Raw genomic sequence first — 17,019 nt, forward strand, 5'->3', positions numbered from 1 at the left:
AAGCGGCACACTGGTCGGGTGCCGGCCTCGGCAAAGGCGGTGCCGAGCGCGCCCTGATCAAGGCGCCCACCGGCGCGGGGGCGGGCGCACACTCACGGAATGGCTCCCGGACAACTCGGTGGCGGTGGCAGGGACCGGCCGACAGGATGGGCCGTGAGCGTTGACGGTGAGGGGTATGGGTGTGCGGTGGATCTGATCCATCTCTCGGACGGGGACAACAGCTTCCGGGTACGTGTGCTGGGCCGCCGGATGCCGGGAGTGCTGCCGCTGCACGACCTTCTCGACACCGAGGTGCTCATCGAGAGCGGTTTCGTGACCGGGCGGCTGGACCTCGGCTTGTTTCCGGACGACCTGGACGGCTGGTCACACGCCCTGGACGTGCTTGCCGCGGGCGGTGACGTCTGCTGGATGGATGACGACCGCAGTCCTGAGATCCGGTTCCAGGCTCTCAACGAAGAACATGGGACGCCCGCTGTCCACGTCGAAGACGTGGCGCGCTCCGGCATCTCCGTGTTCCTTCCCCTGTGCCTTGAGGACGGCTGGATCGACGACCAGCGGAGACTGCTCCAACTGGTGCGGCGGGAGTGGCCGAGCGAGGTCCTCCGGACGTCGCCGGGCGCCTACGAGTGGCGGCGCTGAACCGCGACCAGTCGGCGCCAACAGGTCGTCTCACGTGGCGGCTACGTGTGAGGCGCATCCGCGACCAGGTGAGCCATCTCGCGCAGGCGGTGCCAGTACTCGGGGTGGTCCGCTTCGCCGAGTGCAGGGATGACCCGTTCCAGGCGGGCGATGCAGCGAAGCAGAATGCTTCGACTCCGCGCTTGGAGCTCGCCGCCGTTCTCGATCCAGACGAAGATGCAGGCGGCGGTGTCCGAGTCCAGCAGCACCAGGTCGTGGCCTGCCCGGTCTGCGCCGGCCAGTCCGGGAGGAAAGGGGAGTTCCATGAACTCCTGGTACAGGCGCGATACGGACTCGAACACATTTTCTTCGCTCACGCGGACCATCATGGCGCACACCGCTTCAAGCCCGCGCTTTCGGCTGGAGCAGCAGGAGCGCGATGTCGTCGGTGTACTGGCCCGTGGGGCGGGCGTGGTCGACGAGGTTGTCGATGAGTTGGTGCAGGGGGAGCGCGCTTGACGCGCACAGGTGTTGGGCGAGGTCGGCGGTGGTGTGGTCGATGTCCGTGCCGGGGGTCTCCACGAGGCCGTCGGTGTAGAGGGTGAGGAGCGCGCCCTCGGGCAGGGCGAGGGTGGTGGAGGGGTAGGACGGAGTTCCCAGGCCGAGGCCGAGGCCGAGAGGCGGGCCTGGGTCGATGTCCAGGACCTGGGCCCGGTGGCCGGGCCGGCGCAGGATCGGGGGCGGGTGGCCGGCGCCGGCGATGGTCACCTCGTGGCGGGCCAGGTCGAGGTGGGCGTAGAGGCAGGAGACGAACCGGGTGGCGTCCAGGTCGGCCAGGTCGCGGTCGGTGCGGGCGAGGACCTGGCCGGGGGTTGCGCCGGCGGTGGCGTGGGAGTGGACTGCGGTGCGTACTTGTCCCATGAGCGCGGCGGCGGTCACGTCGTGGCCCTGGACGTCGCCGATGACGGCGGCGGCGGTGGTGCCGGTGAGGCGGATGAGGTCGTAGAAGTCGCCGCCGATGTCCAGGCCGTGGCTGGAGGGCAGGTAGCGGGCGGCGACGTCGAGCCCGTCCATCGTGGGCAGGGCCTGGGGCAGCAGGGTCTGCTGGAGGGCGTGGGCGAGGTTGTGCTTGGCGTCGTAGAGGCGGGCACGGTCCAGGGCCTGGGCGATGAGCCCCGACAGCGGTGTGAGGAGGGAGCGTTCGGCGGCGGTGAAGGTGTGGGGCCGGTCGTAGGCGAGGAGGCAGTAGCCGATGGGGCGCCCGGAAGTGATCAGTGGGAGGAACGCCCAGGCCTGTTTGTCGCTGATCGGTGGCGTCTCGGGGTGGGCGCGGGCCAGCTCGGTGCGGTCGGCGAAGAAGGCGGCGGTACCGGTGGCCAGGGACCGGCCGACGGGGCTGATGACGGCGTTCGTGGGCAGGCTGTCGAGCCGTTCGACGACCTCCGGGGCGAAACCGCAGTGCCCGACGACCGGCATGCGGTCGGCTTCAATGGTTGCCACGATCATGCCCTGGGCGCCGAAGGTGGGCAGGACCTGGTGGGCGACCTGGTCGACGACGTCCTGCACCCGCACGGTCTCGGTGAGCGCGGCGGCCAGGCGCATCAGCGGGTAGATCCCCGCTTCGGACGTCGTGCCGGCGTACGGCAGGCCGGCGGGCCGGGGCGGGCCTCCCTCGGAGGCGTGGGGAGTGATGAGGAGGGTGATGCCGCTTTCGTCCGGGTAGATCCGGAGGTCGAGCCACCGGTCCGGTGGCCGGAGGACGGTCAGGGTGGACGGCTCGCGGCTGCTCACCGCGGCGCGGTGGGCGTCCGCGTACGCGGCGGTGTTCACCCAGGGCAGTGACTCCCACGGCAGCGTCCCCAGCAGGTCTCCGGCGGAGCGGCCCAGGAGACGGACGGCGGCGGGGTTGGCGAGCGTGATACGCCCTTCCACGTCCATGGCGAGCGCGCCCACGGGCAGGCGGTCGAGCACGTCGGCCGCCACGAACGCCGGAGGCCCCGGTTCCGCGGCGGCGCGGTACGTGGGGACGAGGCGTGGCTCCTCCGGGATCTCCAGTGGGCCGGCGGCACGGTCCAGGGCATGCGCGATGCGCCGGGCGCCGCGGACGATGCGCTCCCGCTCGCGGATGCCGAGACGGGCCGACCGCCCGGCCGGCCACACCAGGTTCAGCGCACCCCAGCAGTGACGCGCTCCCTTGAGGAGAGCGGACGCGAGGCCGATCCGGTAGGGGAAGTACGCCGCCGCACGCGGGTACCGACGGGCCATGTCGTCCTGTTGCCCCACCCACACCAGGCGCTCCTCCCGTACGGCGTCGGCCGTCGGGCCCGGCAGGGTCAGCAGCACTCGGCGGTACGGTACCGACGCCTCCACCGGCAGCCCGCACATCACCGCCAGAACCAGCACGGGCTCTCGCGGATCGCGCAGGTAGACACCCCCGTGCGCGGCACCTGTGCGGTACACGACCGCCGCCAGCGCCTCGCCCAGAGGATCAGCCGGCCCCGGCTGATCGCAGTGACCGGTCATCGCACTTCTCCTCGCCAGCCCACCTCGCAGCCTCGCCCGGCTCACCTCCCAGCCTCGCCCGGCCCACCTCCCAGCCTCGCCCGGCCCACCTTCCAGCCTCGCCCGGTCCGCGCCCCGGCGCAGCCTCAGGCGGCCCATCCGGCGGGACCCGCCTGCCCGTCCCCTAGGGCGCCGCCCAGGGCGCCGCCTAGGGCGCCCCCGGCTTCGTGTGGAGGACCTCCCGGGCCTGGTCGGCCGCTCGCGCGATGCTCTCCGACACGTAGTCGAGGAAGCGGGCGATGTTCTCCAGGCGGACGGCGGCCGGAGTGCCCTGGCCCAGGACGCCGACGCCGCGCCGGGCCGTTTCGGCGACGTGGGCCGTGCCGCGGACGCTGGCCATCATCGACTGGTACCAGACGTCGTCGTCGACGACGTAGCGGTCGCGGCGGCGTTCGTCGCGCTCCCGGCGGACCAGGCCCTGGCTCTCCAGGAACGCGACCGCCTTCGAGATGGACGCCGGGCTGACCTGGAGGCGCTGGACGAGTTCCGACGCGGTGAGGCTGCCCGTGTCGCTGATGCACAGACAGGCCAGCACGCGCGCCATCATCTTGGGTGTGCCCGACTGCATGAGGACGGTGGTGAACGCCTCCTCGTACTCGCGCACGGCCTCGGCGTCGCGCCCGTGCGCCTGCGGGGGCGCCTCCGTTCCCCGGGGCGTGGCCTGCCTGCGGCGGTGGGCGCGGCGTTCGGTGGCGCGGTGGGCCAGGTCGGCGCGGTAGGCGGTGGGGCCGCCGTTGCGCATGACCTCGCGCGTGACCGTGGAGGTCGGGCGGTCGAGGCGGCGGGCGATCTCGGCGTAGGCGAGGCCGTCGGCCAGTCCCAGCGCGATCTGCTGACGTTCCTGCTGGGTGAGTCTGCCGCCCGGCATCGCGGTCTCCTTCGTCGTCCGGCGTCCGTTCCCCCCAGGATAGCGTTCATCGTCACTTCATTGCAACGATGGCGGTGAGTGATGTTGCGTTGCTTTTCGATTCGTTGCAACGAATTCTCTGCTCTGAGCTGCGTAAATGGCATTCCCGTGCAACGTTGCTGTTGCCGGAACCGTGAAGTGCAACGTAGCTTTTCTCTCGTCGGAAACAACGCGACGCGACAACGCGGCGCAAGCCCCAGGAGCTCACCATGCAGAAGTTCGCCACCCCCGCCACCATCTCCGCCGTCCTCGACATCCCCGCCGGCCGCATCCAGCTCATCGCCGCCGACCGCACCGACGCCACCGTCGAGGTCCTGCCCGCCAACCCCGCCAAGAGCCGCGACGTCCGGACCGCCGAGGAGACCACCGTCGCCTACGCCGACGGCGTCCTCCAGATCCGCGTCCCCGAGCCCAAGAACCAGCTGTTCGGTCCCTCCGGCTCCGTGGAGGTCACCGTCCAGCTGCCCGCCGGCTCCAACGTCGAGGCGCGGACCGCCGCTTGTGAGCTGCGCGGCGTGGGCCGCCTCGGTGACGTCGTCTTCGAGGGCGCGTACCGCAGCATCAAGGTCGACGAGGCCGCGAGCCTCCGCCTCGCCGCGACCGACGGCGACGTCGAGGTCGGCCGGCTGGGCGGCCCCGCCGAGATCAGCACCGCGCGGGGCGACATCCGGATCGCCGAGGCCGTGCGCGGCACCGTCGTGCTCCGCACCCAGTCCGGCGACATCGAGGTGGCCGCAGCCGCCGGCGTCTCGGCCGCCCTCGACGCCGGCACCACCTACGGCCGCATCAGCAACGCCCTCAAGAGCGACGGGACCGCCGGTCTCGACATCCGCGCCACCACCTCCTACGGCGACATCACCGCCCGCAGCCTGTAGTGCCGACAGGAGTGGGCCGACAGGAGTGGCCCGTCCGTTGGACATCCTCCGCGCATGGTCAGGACAATTGTGGTAAGGGAGGAGGAAACCCCCATGACCATGCGCATCGGTACCTTCAACTGCGAGAACCTCTTCCGCCGGCCCGTGGCTTACGGAATCGAGGACGAGGCACAGCGTCAGACGGTGCTGAAAGACTTCCGGAAACTGGTCGAGCTCCTCGACCACACCACCTACACCTCGAACGACAAGACGGAGATCCTCGCGCTCCTCGCCGCGCACGCGGTCGGCTCGGACGCGTCGGACCACACGATCGTGCTCAACGAGCCCCGCGGTGGCGCCAAGCTCCTCAAGAAGCAGGGCGGTACGACCACCGTGGGTGCGGCCGGCCGGGGCGACTGGGTCGGCTGGGCGGAGCTCGTGGACGGCGACCTCGACTGGACGGCGGTGGAGAACACCGCCCGCGTCGTCGCGGCCGTGAACGCGGACGTGCTGCTGACCGTCGAGGTGGAGAACCGGCTGACGCTGGACCGCTTCAACTCCCACGTGCTGGGCGGCCTGCTGCACGAGAAGCCCTACCCGTTCAACATGCTCATCGACGGGAACGACATCCGTGGCATCGACGTCGGCGTACTGAGCCGGCGGCCCATCGTCTCGATCCGTTCGCACATCTTCGACGAGGACAAGACCGACGGGAAGACGATCTTCAGTCGGGACTGCCCGGAGTACGAGATCGAGTTCGACGGCGGACCCTCGCTGTGGCTGCTGGGCAACCACTTCAAGAGCAAGCTCGGCGGCGGCGACGAGAAGCGCAAGCGGCAGGGCGAGCGCGTCGCGGAGATCTACCGGGCGGCGCTGGAACGCTCGTCGCACGTCGTCGTCGCCGGTGACATGAACGACACCCCCGACAGTGCGGGCGTGGCGGCCGTCCTGGCGACCGGTCTGCGGGACGCCATGAGCCACAGCAGCTACACGGGCCCGCCCGGCACCTTCGGCACCGGTGCCAAGCCCGAGAACAAAATCGACTACTTGATGTTCTCGCCGGACCTGTGGGGCAAGGTGCAGAACGTGACGCTGGAGCAGCGCGGCATCTACGCCCCGGGCGTCATCACGTCGTTCCCGACGGTGACGTCGCGCGCGACGGAGGCGTCCGACCACTGTTCGCTGTACGCGGACCTGGACCTGTGAGGGAACTGCAGTTGCCCTCGATCATTCTTTCGGGCTAACCGGGTCGGTGGACCGGTCACGGAACGCTTCGGCATGCTGGCATTGGTGACGCCGAAGCCAGGAGACCGCCGTGAGCGCACTCACCGCCGCCGACTCCCGGGGAGACCGTCTCGACTGGGACGATCTCGTCCGCATGTGGGAGGAGACGAACGGGCCGCAGGGGTGCAAGGTGGAAGTCATCGAGGGGCTCGTCACCGTGTCACCCCCACCCGCCAACGCCCACAACCACATCGCCAACCTTCTTCACCGTCGCCTGTACCGGGTGATCCCCGACGAGTGGGGGATCTACCGGACGCAGGTCCTGGCCGTACCTTCGCGGCGCGGACTGTACGTTCCGGACCTGGTGGTGCTGCCCGAGGCTCTGCTGCTGGAGAGCTCAGGTCATTACGTACCCGCCGCTGCTGCCGAGCTCGTCATCGAGATCACCTCCAAGGACAACGCCCATCACGACAGGATCAAGAAGGCCGCAGGCTACGCCCGAGCCGGAGTTCCTCTTTACCTCCTCGTCGACCGCTGGGCGCCCGGGCGCCCCACCATCACGCTCTACGGCGAGCCCAAGGGTGACGTCTACTGCCTGCTCCACGCGGGGAAGTTCGGCGACCCCGTCCCCCTGCCGGAGCCCTTCGGCTTCACGCTGGAGACGGACGGCTTCCCCGCGCCCCTGTAATTCGCTCCCAGGTAATTCGCTGGCGCAAAACCGCCCCCCGCCCGCACCCTGGACCCGTGCCAGAGCTGCCAGACCCGTCAGACCTGCAAGACCTGCCGGCCCCGCCCGAGCCCACCCACCGCATACGCGCCGTCCACACCGCCGGCACCGTCACCGTCTACCAGGCGTACGCGCCCGCCATCGGGCGGCCCGCAGCCGCCGAGGGGCGGTTCCCGGCCGCCTGGAAGCGGGACCGGATGACGTGGATCAAGCCGTCCTTCCTGTGGATGATGTACCGCTGCGGCTGGGCCACCAAGCAGGACCAGGAGACCGTCCTCGCCGTCGAGATCACCCGGGACGGCTTCGAGTGGGCCCTGCGGCACGCCTGCCTCTCGCACTACGACCGGCAGCTGCACGCCGACGCCGCCGCCTGGAAGCGGCAGTTGCGCGAGGCGCCCGCGCGCGTGCAGTGGGACCCCGAACGCGATCTGCACCTCCAGCCGCTGCCGTACCGGTCGTTGCAGCTCGGCCTCGCCGGTGACGCCGCCCGGCGGTACGCCGACGAATGGACCGTCGCCATCCGCGACGTCACGCCGCTCGCACACCGCATCCACGACCTGGTCCGCGCCGACGACCTCACCGCGGCGCGCGAACTGCTGCCGCGCGAAGAGCCGTACCCCCTCACCGAAGGACTCCTCCAGCACCTGTGCGCATGACCTCCGCCGAACCCGAGCACCCCCTCCTCGCCGCCGTGCGCACCAGCGACACCGCGGCCATGGCCGCCCTCCTGGAGCCCTACGACAGCCCGCACGCGCGCGGCCCGCACCTCGCTGCCGCCCTGCGCCTGGCCGCGGACGCCCTCGACCAGCGGGCCCTCGACGCCCTGCTGTTGCTGGCCGACGCCGAAGAGCTGGGCTTGAACGCCGCCGACGCCGACGGCCGTACGCCCCTCCTGCGCGCCGTCGCCCGCGGCGCCCACGACATCGCCCTCGCCCTGCACTTCGCCGGGTCCGACCCCCGGGCCCGGGACCGCGAGGGCCGCGACGCCCTCGCCCTGGCCCGGCCCCACCCCGCGCTCCTCACCCACTTCGAGTGGACCTCCGGCATCGCGACGCCCTTCGCCGAACTGCTCGCCCGCGCCCTGACCGAGCCCGACGTCGACCACCCCGTGTGGGGCGCGACCACCGTTGCGGCCGCGTCACGCAAGGGTCCCCGCGCACTGCGGCTCGTCCTGGACGCCGCGGCCACCCTGCAGCACCACCCCGACCCGCTCGCCCGCTGCTTCGGCGCGGAGGTGCTGCGTCTCATCAACCTCTACGACCAGAGCGGCGAGGAGGAGGAATCCCCCTTCGACACCCTCCTCGTCGACCTCTTCCTCCCCTGGGCGGCCCGGGAGGAAGACCCCCGCGTGCTGCGGCCCCTCACCACCGGACTGGCCGAGGCCATGGAGCCCCGCGCCGAGGAGCCGATGCCCGGCCTCACCCGCCACGCCGACGCCCAGGTCCGGGCCGCGGCGGTCGGCGGCCTGCACTGGCCGGTCCGGCAAGGGCGGGCCGACGCCCTCGCCGCCGCCCTCGCCTGCACCCGGGACACGGACGCGCAGGTCCGCGAGGCCGCCTGCCGGGCCCTCCTCAACGCCCCCGCCGACGACCCCGCCCCCTCCGACGCCCTCGCCGCCCGCCTCGCCGACCCGGAGGAGGCCGTACGCATCACCGCCGCGATCCGGCTCGCCCTGCGCGACGACCCGCGCGGCGACGACCTGCTGGACGCCCTCGACCGCACCATCGACCGGACCTCGCCGTACTACTGGGACATGGACCAGGTCCGGCGACACCGCCGCAACCGTTGACAACAAAAGGAGGGCCGGCCCCCAGGGCCGGCCCTCCGTCGTCACTCACGTCACGCCTTCGACGTCATCACCACACGCCGCCGCTGCTCCAGGATCGCCTTCCGCGTCGCGTACAGCGTGATCGACGCCGCCGCGACCATCGCGGCCAGGCCCAGGACCACCGTGCCGTCCCAGCCCGCCGAGCGGAAGGCCATCGCGCCGAGCGTGCCGCCCACCGAGCTGCCGACGTAGTACGCGGTCTGGTAGAGCGCCGACGCCTGGGCGCGGCCCGTGGTGGCGGTGCGGCTGACCGCCGACGAGGCGACCGCGTGGCCCGCGAAGAAGCCCGCCGTGATCAGCACCAGGCCCAGCAGGACCGACAGCAGCGACGCCGACAGCGTCAGCAGCAGGCCCGCGCCCGTCGCGCCCACCGCGATGTACAGCGCGCCGCGCCGGCCCAGGCGGCCGACGATCTTGCCGGCGGCGGCCGAGGAGACCGTACCCACCAGGTAGATCAGGAAGATCGAGCCCACGACGCCCTGCGGCAGCGAGAACGGGGCCTCCGCCAGGCGGTAGCCGATCACCGTGTACACCGCGCCGAACACCGTCATGAACAGCGCACCCAGCGCGTACAGGCGGCGCAGCAGCGGGTCGGAGAGGTGCGTGGCGAGCGTACGGCCCAGGGAGCGGGCCGAGACCGTCGCGGGGGTGAAGTGCCGTGCCCGCGGCACCATCAGCCGGAACACCACCGTGCACAGCACCGCCAGGGCGCCCACCGCGGCGAGGCCGGCGCGCCAGCCCCACGCCTGGGCGACCCAGCCGGCCAGGATGCGGCCGGACATGCCGCCGATCGCGTTGCCCGCGACGAACAGGCCGATCGCGCCGACCAGTGCCTTCGGCCGGACCTCCTCGGCCAGGTACGCCATCGCCGACGCCGGCACGCCCGCCAGGGCCGCGCCCTGCACGGCGCGCAGTGCGACCAGCCAGCCGAGGGTGGGCGCGAGCGGCACCAGCAGGGCCACGCACGCCGCGACGCACAGCGCCACCGTCATCGTCGTCCGCCGTCCGAAGCGCTCCGACAGGGCGCTGACCGGGACGACCGCCAGGGCGAGGCCGCCGGTCGCGGCGGACACGGTCCAGCTGGCCTGATCGGCCGTCACACCGAGGTCGCCGGAGATCGCCGGGAGGAGCGCCTGCGTGGAGTAGAGGAGCGCGAAGGTGGCGACGCCGGCCGCGAAGAGGGCGAAGCTCATCCGGCGGTAGCCGGGGGCGCCGGGCGCGAGGCGGTCGTCGGAGGCGCGGGACGACGGAGCGGAGGGAGCAGACGGAGCAGAGGCATCCGGGCGCAGCGGGGCGCCGGATGCCTTGATATCGGCGGGAGGCATGCATCGAACGTATGCACCGTGCATCTGATGCGTCCAATGCACGGACTCGCCATAATCGTTCCTGTGGTGCATGAGCGCAGGTCACAGAGGTCGTTGTCACGCCGCGGCAACAGGAGTGTTACCGAAAACTTTGACGTCCCGACAACGGAGGAGCTGGAGACCGGCTCCTGGGCGGTGACGCTCACGCCCCGCCTCGCGCAGTTCGCGGCCGTCGCCCGGTACGAGCACGTCACGCGCGCCGCGCACAGCCTCGGCATGCCGCAGTCGACGCTGAGCCGGGCGATGGCCCGGCTGGAGGACGACCTGGGCGTCGCGTTGTTCGCCCGGCACGGCCGCACCGTCTCCCTCACGGCCGCCGGCCGTGCGTTCCACGCCTCCGTCGAACGCGCCCTCGCCGAAGTGGACCGCGCCGCCGAGTCGGTACGGGCCGACGCCGACCCCGCGACCGGCAAGGTCGCGTTCGGCTTCCTGCACACCATGGGCTCGGAGACCGTACCCGAACTCATCCGCGCCTTCCGCGCCGACCACCCCCGGGTCCGCTTCCAGCTGATCCAGAACTACGGCGAGGCCATGCTGGAACGCCTCCGCCACGGCGACCTCGACCTCTGCCTCACCTCACCCGTCCCCGACGCCCCCGACCTGGTCGCGCGCCGCCTCGACGAGCAGAAGCTGCGCCTGGTGGTGCCCGACGACCACCCGCTGGCCGTGCGGAAGCGCATCCGCCTGGCGGAGGCGGCGGCCGAGCAGTTCGTCACCCTCGAACCGGGCTACGGCCTGCGCCGCATCACCGACGCGCTGTGCGCGGAGGCCGGCTTCGCACCGAAGATCGCGTTCGAGGGCGAGGACCCGGAGACCTTGCGCGGCCTGGTCGCGGCGGGCCTGGGCGTGGGCCTGCTGCCCCCGCCGGCGGTGCCGCGCCCGGGCGTGGTGGAACTGACGGTCACCGCCCCGCGCGCGGTCCGCGAAATAGGCGTCGCCTGGCTGGGCGGCCACCCCGACACACCCCCGGTCGCCGCCTTCAAACGCTTCCTGCTCTCCCGCCGCGGTCAACTGCTGCTGCACCGCTGACGTGCGGTGCGGTGACCGCACGTCAGTACCGCAACGACTCCCCGAACCCCGACGCCAGCGGCATCCGCAGCCCCAGTGGCGGCGGGGCCGCCAGGGCGTCGGTGACCGGGCGGGCGAAGGGGTGGCCCAGGAGGGTGCCGCGGACGAAGTCGGCGGCGAGGGCCTGGACCTCGGAGCGGTGCTGGCGGAGGGCGTGGCCGTCGGAGTGGACCTCGAAGCGGCACACGTCGCGGTTGGCCTTCTTGGCGCGCTCGGCGAGGCGGTACGACAGGTCGGGGTCGGTGTGCTCGTCGTTGGTGCCGTGCACCACCAGCACCCGGCGTCCCGCGAGCTGCCGCACCGGGTCCGGGGCCACCAGCGCCTCCGGCTCGGGGAGCCAGGGGGCCAGCGCCAGGACCGCCGTCACCGCCTGGTGGCCCGCCGCGAGCAGCGCGGCGCGGCCGCCCATGCCCGTACCGGCCAGGCAGACGGGTACGTCGCCGTAGCGCCGCACCACCTCGTCGGCCGCCCAGTGGGCGTCGCGCACCGGGTGCGCGGACGCGCCGTTCCAGCCGCGGTGGCGGTAGCGGACCACGTGCACCGTCAGGCCCTCGGCGGCACCCGCCCGGCACAGCCGGCGCGCCAGCGGGCGCTGCCCGGCGAGCGCCAGCGCCGACGGCGGCCGTATCCCCGCCGCCGGGCCCGGCGGGAGCAGCAGCACCACGCCGTGCACCGCCCGCCCGTCCTGCCCGGCCCCCAGGGGCCGGCCCAGAGCCGGGAGCGAGGCCGCCGGAGGAGTCGGCCCGCCCTCTGGATCCCGCTGCTGCGACGCTTGCAGAGCCATGGCAGACAACGATGGCAGAACGACGGGTGGTGTCCACCCCGCCGACGGGTCACCGTTCCGTATCGTTCCCCTCCGTCTACGCGCGTAGGGGCTAGAGTGCGGCAATGACGAGTGCGACCCATTCCGGAACGGACCTCAGCCGACCCAGCTCCCAGCCCACTCCCGAGCAGATCCGGCGCGCACCGAAGGTGCTGCTCCACGACCACCTGGACGGCGGCCTCCGCCCGGCCACCGTGATCGAGCTCGCCGCCGCGACCGGCTACGACAAGCTGCCCGAGACCGACGCCGACAAGCTGGGCGTCTGGTTCCGCGAGGCCGCCGACTCCGGGTCGCTGGAGCGCTACCTGGAGACCTTCGCCCACACCTGCGCCGTCATGCAGACCCGCGACGCCCTCGTCCGCGTGGCCGCCGAGTGCGCCGAGGACCTGGCCGCCGACGGCGTCGTCTACGCCGAGGTCCGCTACGCCCCCGAGCAGCACCTGGAGGCCGGGCTCACCCTGGAGCAGGTCGTCGAGGCCGTGAACGAGGGCTTCCGCGAGGGCGAGCGGCGTGCCCGCGAGAACGGCCACCGCATCCGCGTCGGCGCCCTCCTCACCGCCATGCGGCACGCCGCCCGTGCCCTGGAGATCGCCGAGCTCGCCAACACCTACCGCGACCAGGGCGTCGTCGGCTTCGACATCGCGGGCGCCGAGGCGGGCTTCCCTCCCACCCGGCACCTCGACGCCTTCGAATACCTGAAGCGCGAGAACAACCACTTCACCATTCACGCCGGTGAGGCGTTCGGCCTGCCGTCGATCTGGCAGGCGCTCCAGTGGTGCGGCGCCGACCGGCTCGGCCACGGCGTGCGCATCATCGACGACATCGAGATCGCCGAGAACGGCACGGTGAAGCTCGGCCGGCTCGCCTCCTACGTGCGGGACAAGCGCATTCCCCTGGAAATGTGCCCCACCTCGAACCTCCAGACCGGTGCGGCCACATCGTATGAAGAACACCCCATCGGGCTGCTCCGCGAACTGCATTTCCGGGCGACGGTCAACACCGACAACCGTCTGATGAGCGGCACCAGCATGAGCCGCGAGTTCGAGCACCTGGTCAAGGCGTTCGGCTACACCCTCGACGACATGCAGTGGTTCACCGTCAATGCGATGAAGTCCGCCTTCATCCCATTCGACGAACGTCTGGCAATGATCAACGATGTCATCAAGCCGGGATATGCGGAATTGAAGTCGGAATGGCTGTTCCGGCACACCGTGACGGAAACCGCCTGACCAGCGATTCCTTTCCGCGCCCCGCCCCTATTCGGGCTGATGGTTCATCAGTCGTGAATTCCCTGGGCAACGGCCGGGCCCCCGGGCCCGGCCGTGTCGGCGATTGCGGGCCGCCCTCCTCGTGGCTACGTTGCGCGTCATCCACCTCCCGTCATGAGGACAGGTCCAGATGAAGCAGGCATCTCTCAAGGCCCTCGGTGTCGCCGCCGCCGGTGCCGCCCTCGCGATCGCCGGGGCGGGTACCGCCTCCGCCGGAACCCTGCAGAACCTCACCACCACCGCGACCGGCGCGGCCAAGGGCCTCCCGCTGGAGGAGACCGCGAGCCTGGCCCCGGGTGGCCCCGTCCTGCAGGCCGGAGCGCGCGCGATGAAGTCCGGCATGCTGGAGCAGGCCGCCGGCGCCGCCGACATGGCGCTCGGCCCGCACCTGCCCCTCGAGAAGCTGGCGAGCAGCCCCACCCGGAAGCTCACCGGCGCCCCCACCGACAACAAGGGCAATGCCGGCCTCCTCGGCGGCCTGCCCACCAAGGCCATCGCACCCAACGGCCTCTCCATCCCCAACCTGGGAATGAACAACAGCGTGCAGCACTGACAACGCCAGAGCGGTCGGTCACGACGCGTACGGGCCGCGTCCCCCGGGGGACACGGCCCGTACGCGTACCCGAAGCCACCTCACCAGGAGGACGCGGCCCGCTTGCCGCCCTCCGACGGCAGCAGGATCCACAGCGCCAGGTAGAGCAGGAACTGCGGGCCGGGCAGCAGACACGACACCAGGAAGATCACCCGCATCGTCGTCCGCGAGGTGCCGAAGCGCTCGGCCAGACCCGCGCAGACGCCGGCGATCATCCTGTGGTGACGGGGACGGACCAGGGGAGCGGACATGGCGACGACTCCTTGCCGATTGCCGAAGCGGAAGAACGGATGTACGCAGGTCGTGCGCACATCCACCACGCTACGGTCGCGAACCGGGCAGAACGTCACTCCACGGTGCCATTCCGACCCTGGGGATCGTCGGGGTGAGGAAGGGCTCCGCCTCCTCCCGGCGGAGGGGCCGCGTAGGTCCCGCCTCGGCCCTGCGACGGATCCGGGCCCGCACCGCCGGCACCACCGACAGGTGCGCCAGCGCCACCCCGCTCACGTTCAGCAGCAGCCCGTCCACGTCCAGGACCTGCCCCACCACACCGCTCTGCACCACCTGGAGCGCCAGCGACAGCATCGCCGCCGTGAACACCGTCCGCGCCAGCGACACCGGCACCGACGCCGCCACCCGGCCCCCCGCCCACGGCAGCAGCACCCCCAGCGGCGCGAACGGCAGCACCCCCGCCCCTATCGACCGCGCCGCCTCCCACGGCCCCAGCGCCAGGTCCGCACGGATCGTCGCCAGCGGCTCCAGATGCGCGGCGGTCACCCACGGTGCGGTCAGCGGCCGCAGGGCCAGCCAGCCCAGGACCAGGAGATGAACGGCCAGGAGGACACAGCCCGCCACGCGGTAGCGGTATCGGAGGGCGGGCGTACCGCCATAGCCATGACGCTGCACGCCCCCCAGGACGCGGCGCGCGGGGCGCGCGGTTCCGCGTCCGGGCACAGAGAGTCAGCGCGCGTTGTCAGAGACGGTGGTACCGCTGCCCCGCACCGACTCCGGACGCGCCCGCGCCTCGTCCCCGCACCCGTAGCTCCGCGGCCGGTCCGGCCTCTCGTCACCCGGTCCCGCCAGCACCACCGTGCTCCGGCCACCGGCCGCCGCCGTCCCCGCGAACGTGCACACCACCTGTGCCAGCCCCGGCGCCGGCAACTCGTCCGGCGTCACGCTCAGCCGCAGCGTCCCCGCAGGGTCACCCGGGCGCGGCCCCGACACCGACAGCCGCTGCGGCACGTCCGTCGAGAACCCCGCGTCGTCCTCCAGCGGCGACGGCTGCCGCTTCAGCTCGTCCAGCAGCGCTCGCGCCGCACCCGCCGGGTCCTCGTCGCCCGGCAGCGCGACCGTACGCGTCACCGGCAGCAGCTGCGAGGCGCACAGCAGCTGCACGGACAGGGACACCGACCCCTCGGGCGGCGCGGTCTGCGCCCCCTGCCGCACCACGCACGTCGCCCGGGACGGCGCGCTGCCCGCGTCCACCGGCACCGCCGTGCCCCGGATCCCGCACCCCGCCGCCGTACCCGACAGCACCAGCAGCCCCGCCGCCACCACCACGGCCCGGCGGGCGACTCTCAAGGCCCCGTTCACCGCTCGCCCCCCTCGGCCCGGGTGCCCGCGCCGTCCTGCGCACCGCCACGCGTGAGCGCCGAGGCGTCGCGCGGCAGGGTCAGCGTGAAGACGGCACCGCCCTCGGGCGAGTTGGCGGCCGTGATCTCACCCCCGTGGATGTGGGCGTTCTCCAGTGCGATGGACAGGCCCAGACCGCTGCCCTCCGACCGCGGCCGCGACGCGCTGGCCTTGTAGAACCGGTCGAAGACGTGCGGCAGCACGTCCTCCGGGATGCCCGGCCCGTGGTCGCGCACCGCGATCTCCACCTCGTCCTCACCGGCCCGCACCGACACCCGCACCGGGGAACCGCCGTGCTTGAGCGCGTTCCCGATCAGGTTGGCCAGGATCACGTCCAGCCGGCGCGGGTCCAGCCGCGCCATGATGCCGCGCTCCGCGTCCAGCTCCACCGCGTCCAGCCACGCACGCGCATCGATGCACGCCGTGATCTGGTCGGCGATGTCCACGTCGTCCAGCACCAGCCGGGCCGTGCCCGCGTCGAAGCGGGTGACCTCCATCAGGTTCTCCACCAGGTCGTTCAGGCGGCGGGTCTCGCTCACCACGAGCTGCACCGCGGGCGCGATCATCGGGTCGAGGTTGTCCGCCTCGTCCTCCAGCACCTCCGTCACCGCGGTGATCGCGGTCAGCGGGGTGCGCAGCTCGTGCGACATGTCGGCCACGAACCGGCGGCTGGACGCCTCCCGCGCCGACAGCTCCTCCACCCGCTTCTCCAGCGACTCCGCGGTCCGGTTGAACGTCCGCGACAGATCGGCCAGCTCGTCCGTGCCGGACACCTGGAGCCGCGTGTCGAGCTTCCCCTCGCCCAGCCGGCGCGCCGCGTCGCCCAGCCGCTGCACGGGCCGCAGCACCGTCGACGCCGCCGCCTGCGCCAGCAGCGCCGAACCGATCAGCGCCAGGCCCGTGGCGATCCCCAGCGACCACGCCAGCGAGTTGAGGTCGGCGCGCTCGTTCTCCAGCGACTTCAGCAGATAGCCCGTCGGCCCGCCGCCGATCACCTTCGCACCGCCCACCAGGTACGGCTTGCCGCCCAGCGTGATCCGCTGCCAGTACAGGTGGTACGGGTACGGGTTCGACTCGTCGACCTTCCGCTCCCGCTCCACCGCCGTCACCAGCGACGACGGCACCACCCGCAACGTGAACAGGTCGCGGTCCGAGGGCGCCGCGCACTCCTTGCCGTCCCGCACCCGGCCCACCAGCAGCACCTCGTACTTCTGCGAGGTGGCCGCCATCCGGTCCGCGGCCTCCTGGAGCTCCGGGCAGGTCGGGATCACCGGCAGCGAACCGGTGTTGTCCTGCAGCGACTTGCGGAAGTCGGCGAGGGCGGCGTTCTGCGTCCGGGTCAGCACCGCGTCCCGGTTGAGCCAGTACGCGATCGCGGACGCGGACACCGCGGCGGCCAGGGCGACCAGCGCGAAGACCAGCATCAGCCGCAGCCGCAGGCTGATGCGCCGCATGCCGACCCGCATGACGTTCGCCGCCGCCGCCCAGCCCCGCACCCGACCGGGCTCTTCTGTCACTGCGCTCTCTCAGTCCTCGTCATCGATCTCGGTCG

Annotated in this window: 18 protein-coding genes; 9 read left to right on the plus strand and 9 right to left on the minus strand. The window is 72.3% G+C overall.

Annotation, left to right across the window (positions count from 1 at the left end; genetic code table 11):
* Nucleotides 1-153: 153 nt before the first annotated feature.
* Nucleotides 154-639 carry a DUF5959 family protein gene (locus IE305_RS16235; RefSeq protein WP_190130272.1) on the plus strand — a complete coding sequence of 162 codons (486 nt, stop codon included), beginning with the start codon at nucleotides 154-156 and terminating at the stop codon, nucleotides 637-639.
* 41 nt (nucleotides 640-680) lie between these two features.
* Here IE305_RS16235 and IE305_RS16240 read toward each other — a convergent pair whose 3' ends face one another.
* The 3 genes from IE305_RS16240 to IE305_RS16250 form a co-directional block, all read right to left on the minus strand.
* On the minus strand, nucleotides 681-995 hold the full coding sequence (locus IE305_RS16240) for a hypothetical protein (protein WP_190130273.1): 315 nt from the start codon (nucleotides 993-995) through the stop codon (nucleotides 681-683).
* A gap of 25 nt (nucleotides 996-1,020) precedes the next feature.
* On the minus strand, nucleotides 1,021-3,141 hold the full coding sequence (locus tag IE305_RS16245; RefSeq protein ID WP_190130274.1) for a SpoIIE family protein phosphatase: 2,121 nt from the start codon (nucleotides 3,139-3,141) through the stop codon (nucleotides 1,021-1,023).
* 187 nt (nucleotides 3,142-3,328) lie between these two features.
* Nucleotides 3,329-4,048, minus strand: coding sequence for a GbsR/MarR family transcriptional regulator (locus IE305_RS16250; RefSeq protein WP_190130275.1), 720 nt, complete (start codon nucleotides 4,046-4,048; stop codon nucleotides 3,329-3,331).
* A gap of 248 nt (nucleotides 4,049-4,296) precedes the next feature.
* Between IE305_RS16250 and IE305_RS16255 the strand changes: the two genes are divergently transcribed.
* From IE305_RS16255 to IE305_RS16275, 5 genes are all read left to right on the plus strand, one after another.
* On the plus strand, nucleotides 4,297-4,962 hold the full coding sequence (locus IE305_RS16255) for a DUF4097 family beta strand repeat-containing protein (protein ID WP_190130276.1): 666 nt from the start codon (nucleotides 4,297-4,299) through the stop codon (nucleotides 4,960-4,962).
* 93 nt (nucleotides 4,963-5,055) lie between these two features.
* A complete protein-coding gene (locus IE305_RS16260) occupies nucleotides 5,056-6,147 on the plus strand; it encodes an endonuclease/exonuclease/phosphatase family protein (RefSeq protein WP_190130277.1) in 1,092 nt (363 codons plus the stop codon).
* A 109-nt stretch (nucleotides 6,148-6,256) separates the two neighbouring features.
* A complete protein-coding gene (locus IE305_RS16265) occupies nucleotides 6,257-6,853 on the plus strand; it encodes a Uma2 family endonuclease (protein WP_229891027.1) in 597 nt (198 codons plus the stop codon).
* 65 nt (nucleotides 6,854-6,918) lie between these two features.
* On the plus strand, nucleotides 6,919-7,548 hold the full coding sequence (locus IE305_RS16270) for a DUF4291 domain-containing protein (protein ID WP_229891060.1): 630 nt from the start codon (nucleotides 6,919-6,921) through the stop codon (nucleotides 7,546-7,548).
* Nucleotides 7,545-8,681, plus strand: coding sequence for a HEAT repeat domain-containing protein (locus tag IE305_RS16275; protein WP_190130278.1), 1,137 nt, complete (start codon nucleotides 7,545-7,547; stop codon nucleotides 8,679-8,681). The genes IE305_RS16270 and IE305_RS16275 overlap by 4 nt, the downstream gene beginning before the upstream one ends.
* Nucleotides 8,682-8,731: 50 nt before the next feature.
* Here the strand turns inward: IE305_RS16275 and IE305_RS16280 are convergent, their stop codons facing one another.
* A complete protein-coding gene (locus IE305_RS16280; RefSeq protein ID WP_190130279.1) occupies nucleotides 8,732-10,045 on the minus strand; it encodes an MFS transporter in 1,314 nt (437 codons plus the stop codon).
* A gap of 66 nt (nucleotides 10,046-10,111) precedes the next feature.
* Between IE305_RS16280 and IE305_RS16285 the strand changes: the two genes are divergently transcribed.
* The gene (locus tag IE305_RS16285) at nucleotides 10,112-11,113 is read left to right on the plus strand and encodes a LysR family transcriptional regulator (RefSeq protein ID WP_373311652.1); all 1,002 of its coding nucleotides are present in this window, start codon (nucleotides 10,112-10,114) and stop codon (nucleotides 11,111-11,113) included.
* Nucleotides 11,114-11,135: 22 nt separating this feature from the next.
* Here the strand turns inward: IE305_RS16285 and IE305_RS16290 are convergent, their stop codons facing one another.
* Complete coding sequence (locus tag IE305_RS16290; RefSeq protein ID WP_373311648.1) at nucleotides 11,136-11,936, minus strand: alpha/beta hydrolase; 801 nt, start codon at nucleotides 11,934-11,936, stop codon at nucleotides 11,136-11,138.
* A gap of 104 nt (nucleotides 11,937-12,040) precedes the next feature.
* Between IE305_RS16290 and IE305_RS16295 the strand changes: the two genes are divergently transcribed.
* Entirely contained in the window at nucleotides 12,041-13,204 is a 1,164-nt protein-coding gene (locus IE305_RS16295; RefSeq protein ID WP_190130281.1) for an adenosine deaminase, read from the plus strand.
* A 169-nt stretch (nucleotides 13,205-13,373) separates the two neighbouring features.
* Nucleotides 13,374-13,796, plus strand: coding sequence for a hypothetical protein (locus IE305_RS16300; protein ID WP_190130282.1), 423 nt, complete (start codon nucleotides 13,374-13,376; stop codon nucleotides 13,794-13,796).
* An 80-nt stretch (nucleotides 13,797-13,876) separates the two neighbouring features.
* Here IE305_RS16300 and IE305_RS16305 read toward each other — a convergent pair whose 3' ends face one another.
* The 4 genes from IE305_RS16305 to IE305_RS16320 all read right to left on the minus strand — a co-directional run bounded on the left by IE305_RS16305 (nucleotide 13,877) and on the right by IE305_RS16320 (nucleotide 16,933).
* Complete coding sequence (locus tag IE305_RS16305; protein ID WP_190130283.1) at nucleotides 13,877-14,086, minus strand: PspC domain-containing protein; 210 nt, start codon at nucleotides 14,084-14,086, stop codon at nucleotides 13,877-13,879.
* 70 nt (nucleotides 14,087-14,156) lie between these two features.
* Nucleotides 14,157-14,741, minus strand: a complete 585-nt coding sequence (locus IE305_RS16310; protein ID WP_190130284.1) for a VanZ family protein — start codon at nucleotides 14,739-14,741, stop codon at nucleotides 14,157-14,159.
* A gap of 54 nt (nucleotides 14,742-14,795) precedes the next feature.
* On the minus strand, nucleotides 14,796-15,428 hold the full coding sequence (locus IE305_RS16315) for a hypothetical protein (RefSeq protein ID WP_229891029.1): 633 nt from the start codon (nucleotides 15,426-15,428) through the stop codon (nucleotides 14,796-14,798).
* Nucleotides 15,425-16,933, minus strand: a complete 1,509-nt coding sequence (locus IE305_RS16320; RefSeq protein ID WP_229891063.1) for an ATP-binding protein — start codon at nucleotides 16,931-16,933, stop codon at nucleotides 15,425-15,427. The genes IE305_RS16315 and IE305_RS16320 overlap by 4 nt, the downstream gene beginning before the upstream one ends.
* Nucleotides 16,934-17,019: the final 86 nt, after the last annotated feature.

The organism is Streptomyces mashuensis, from assembly GCF_014654785.1.
GTDB lineage: Bacteria > Actinomycetota > Actinomycetes > Streptomycetales > Streptomycetaceae > Streptomyces > Streptomyces mashuensis.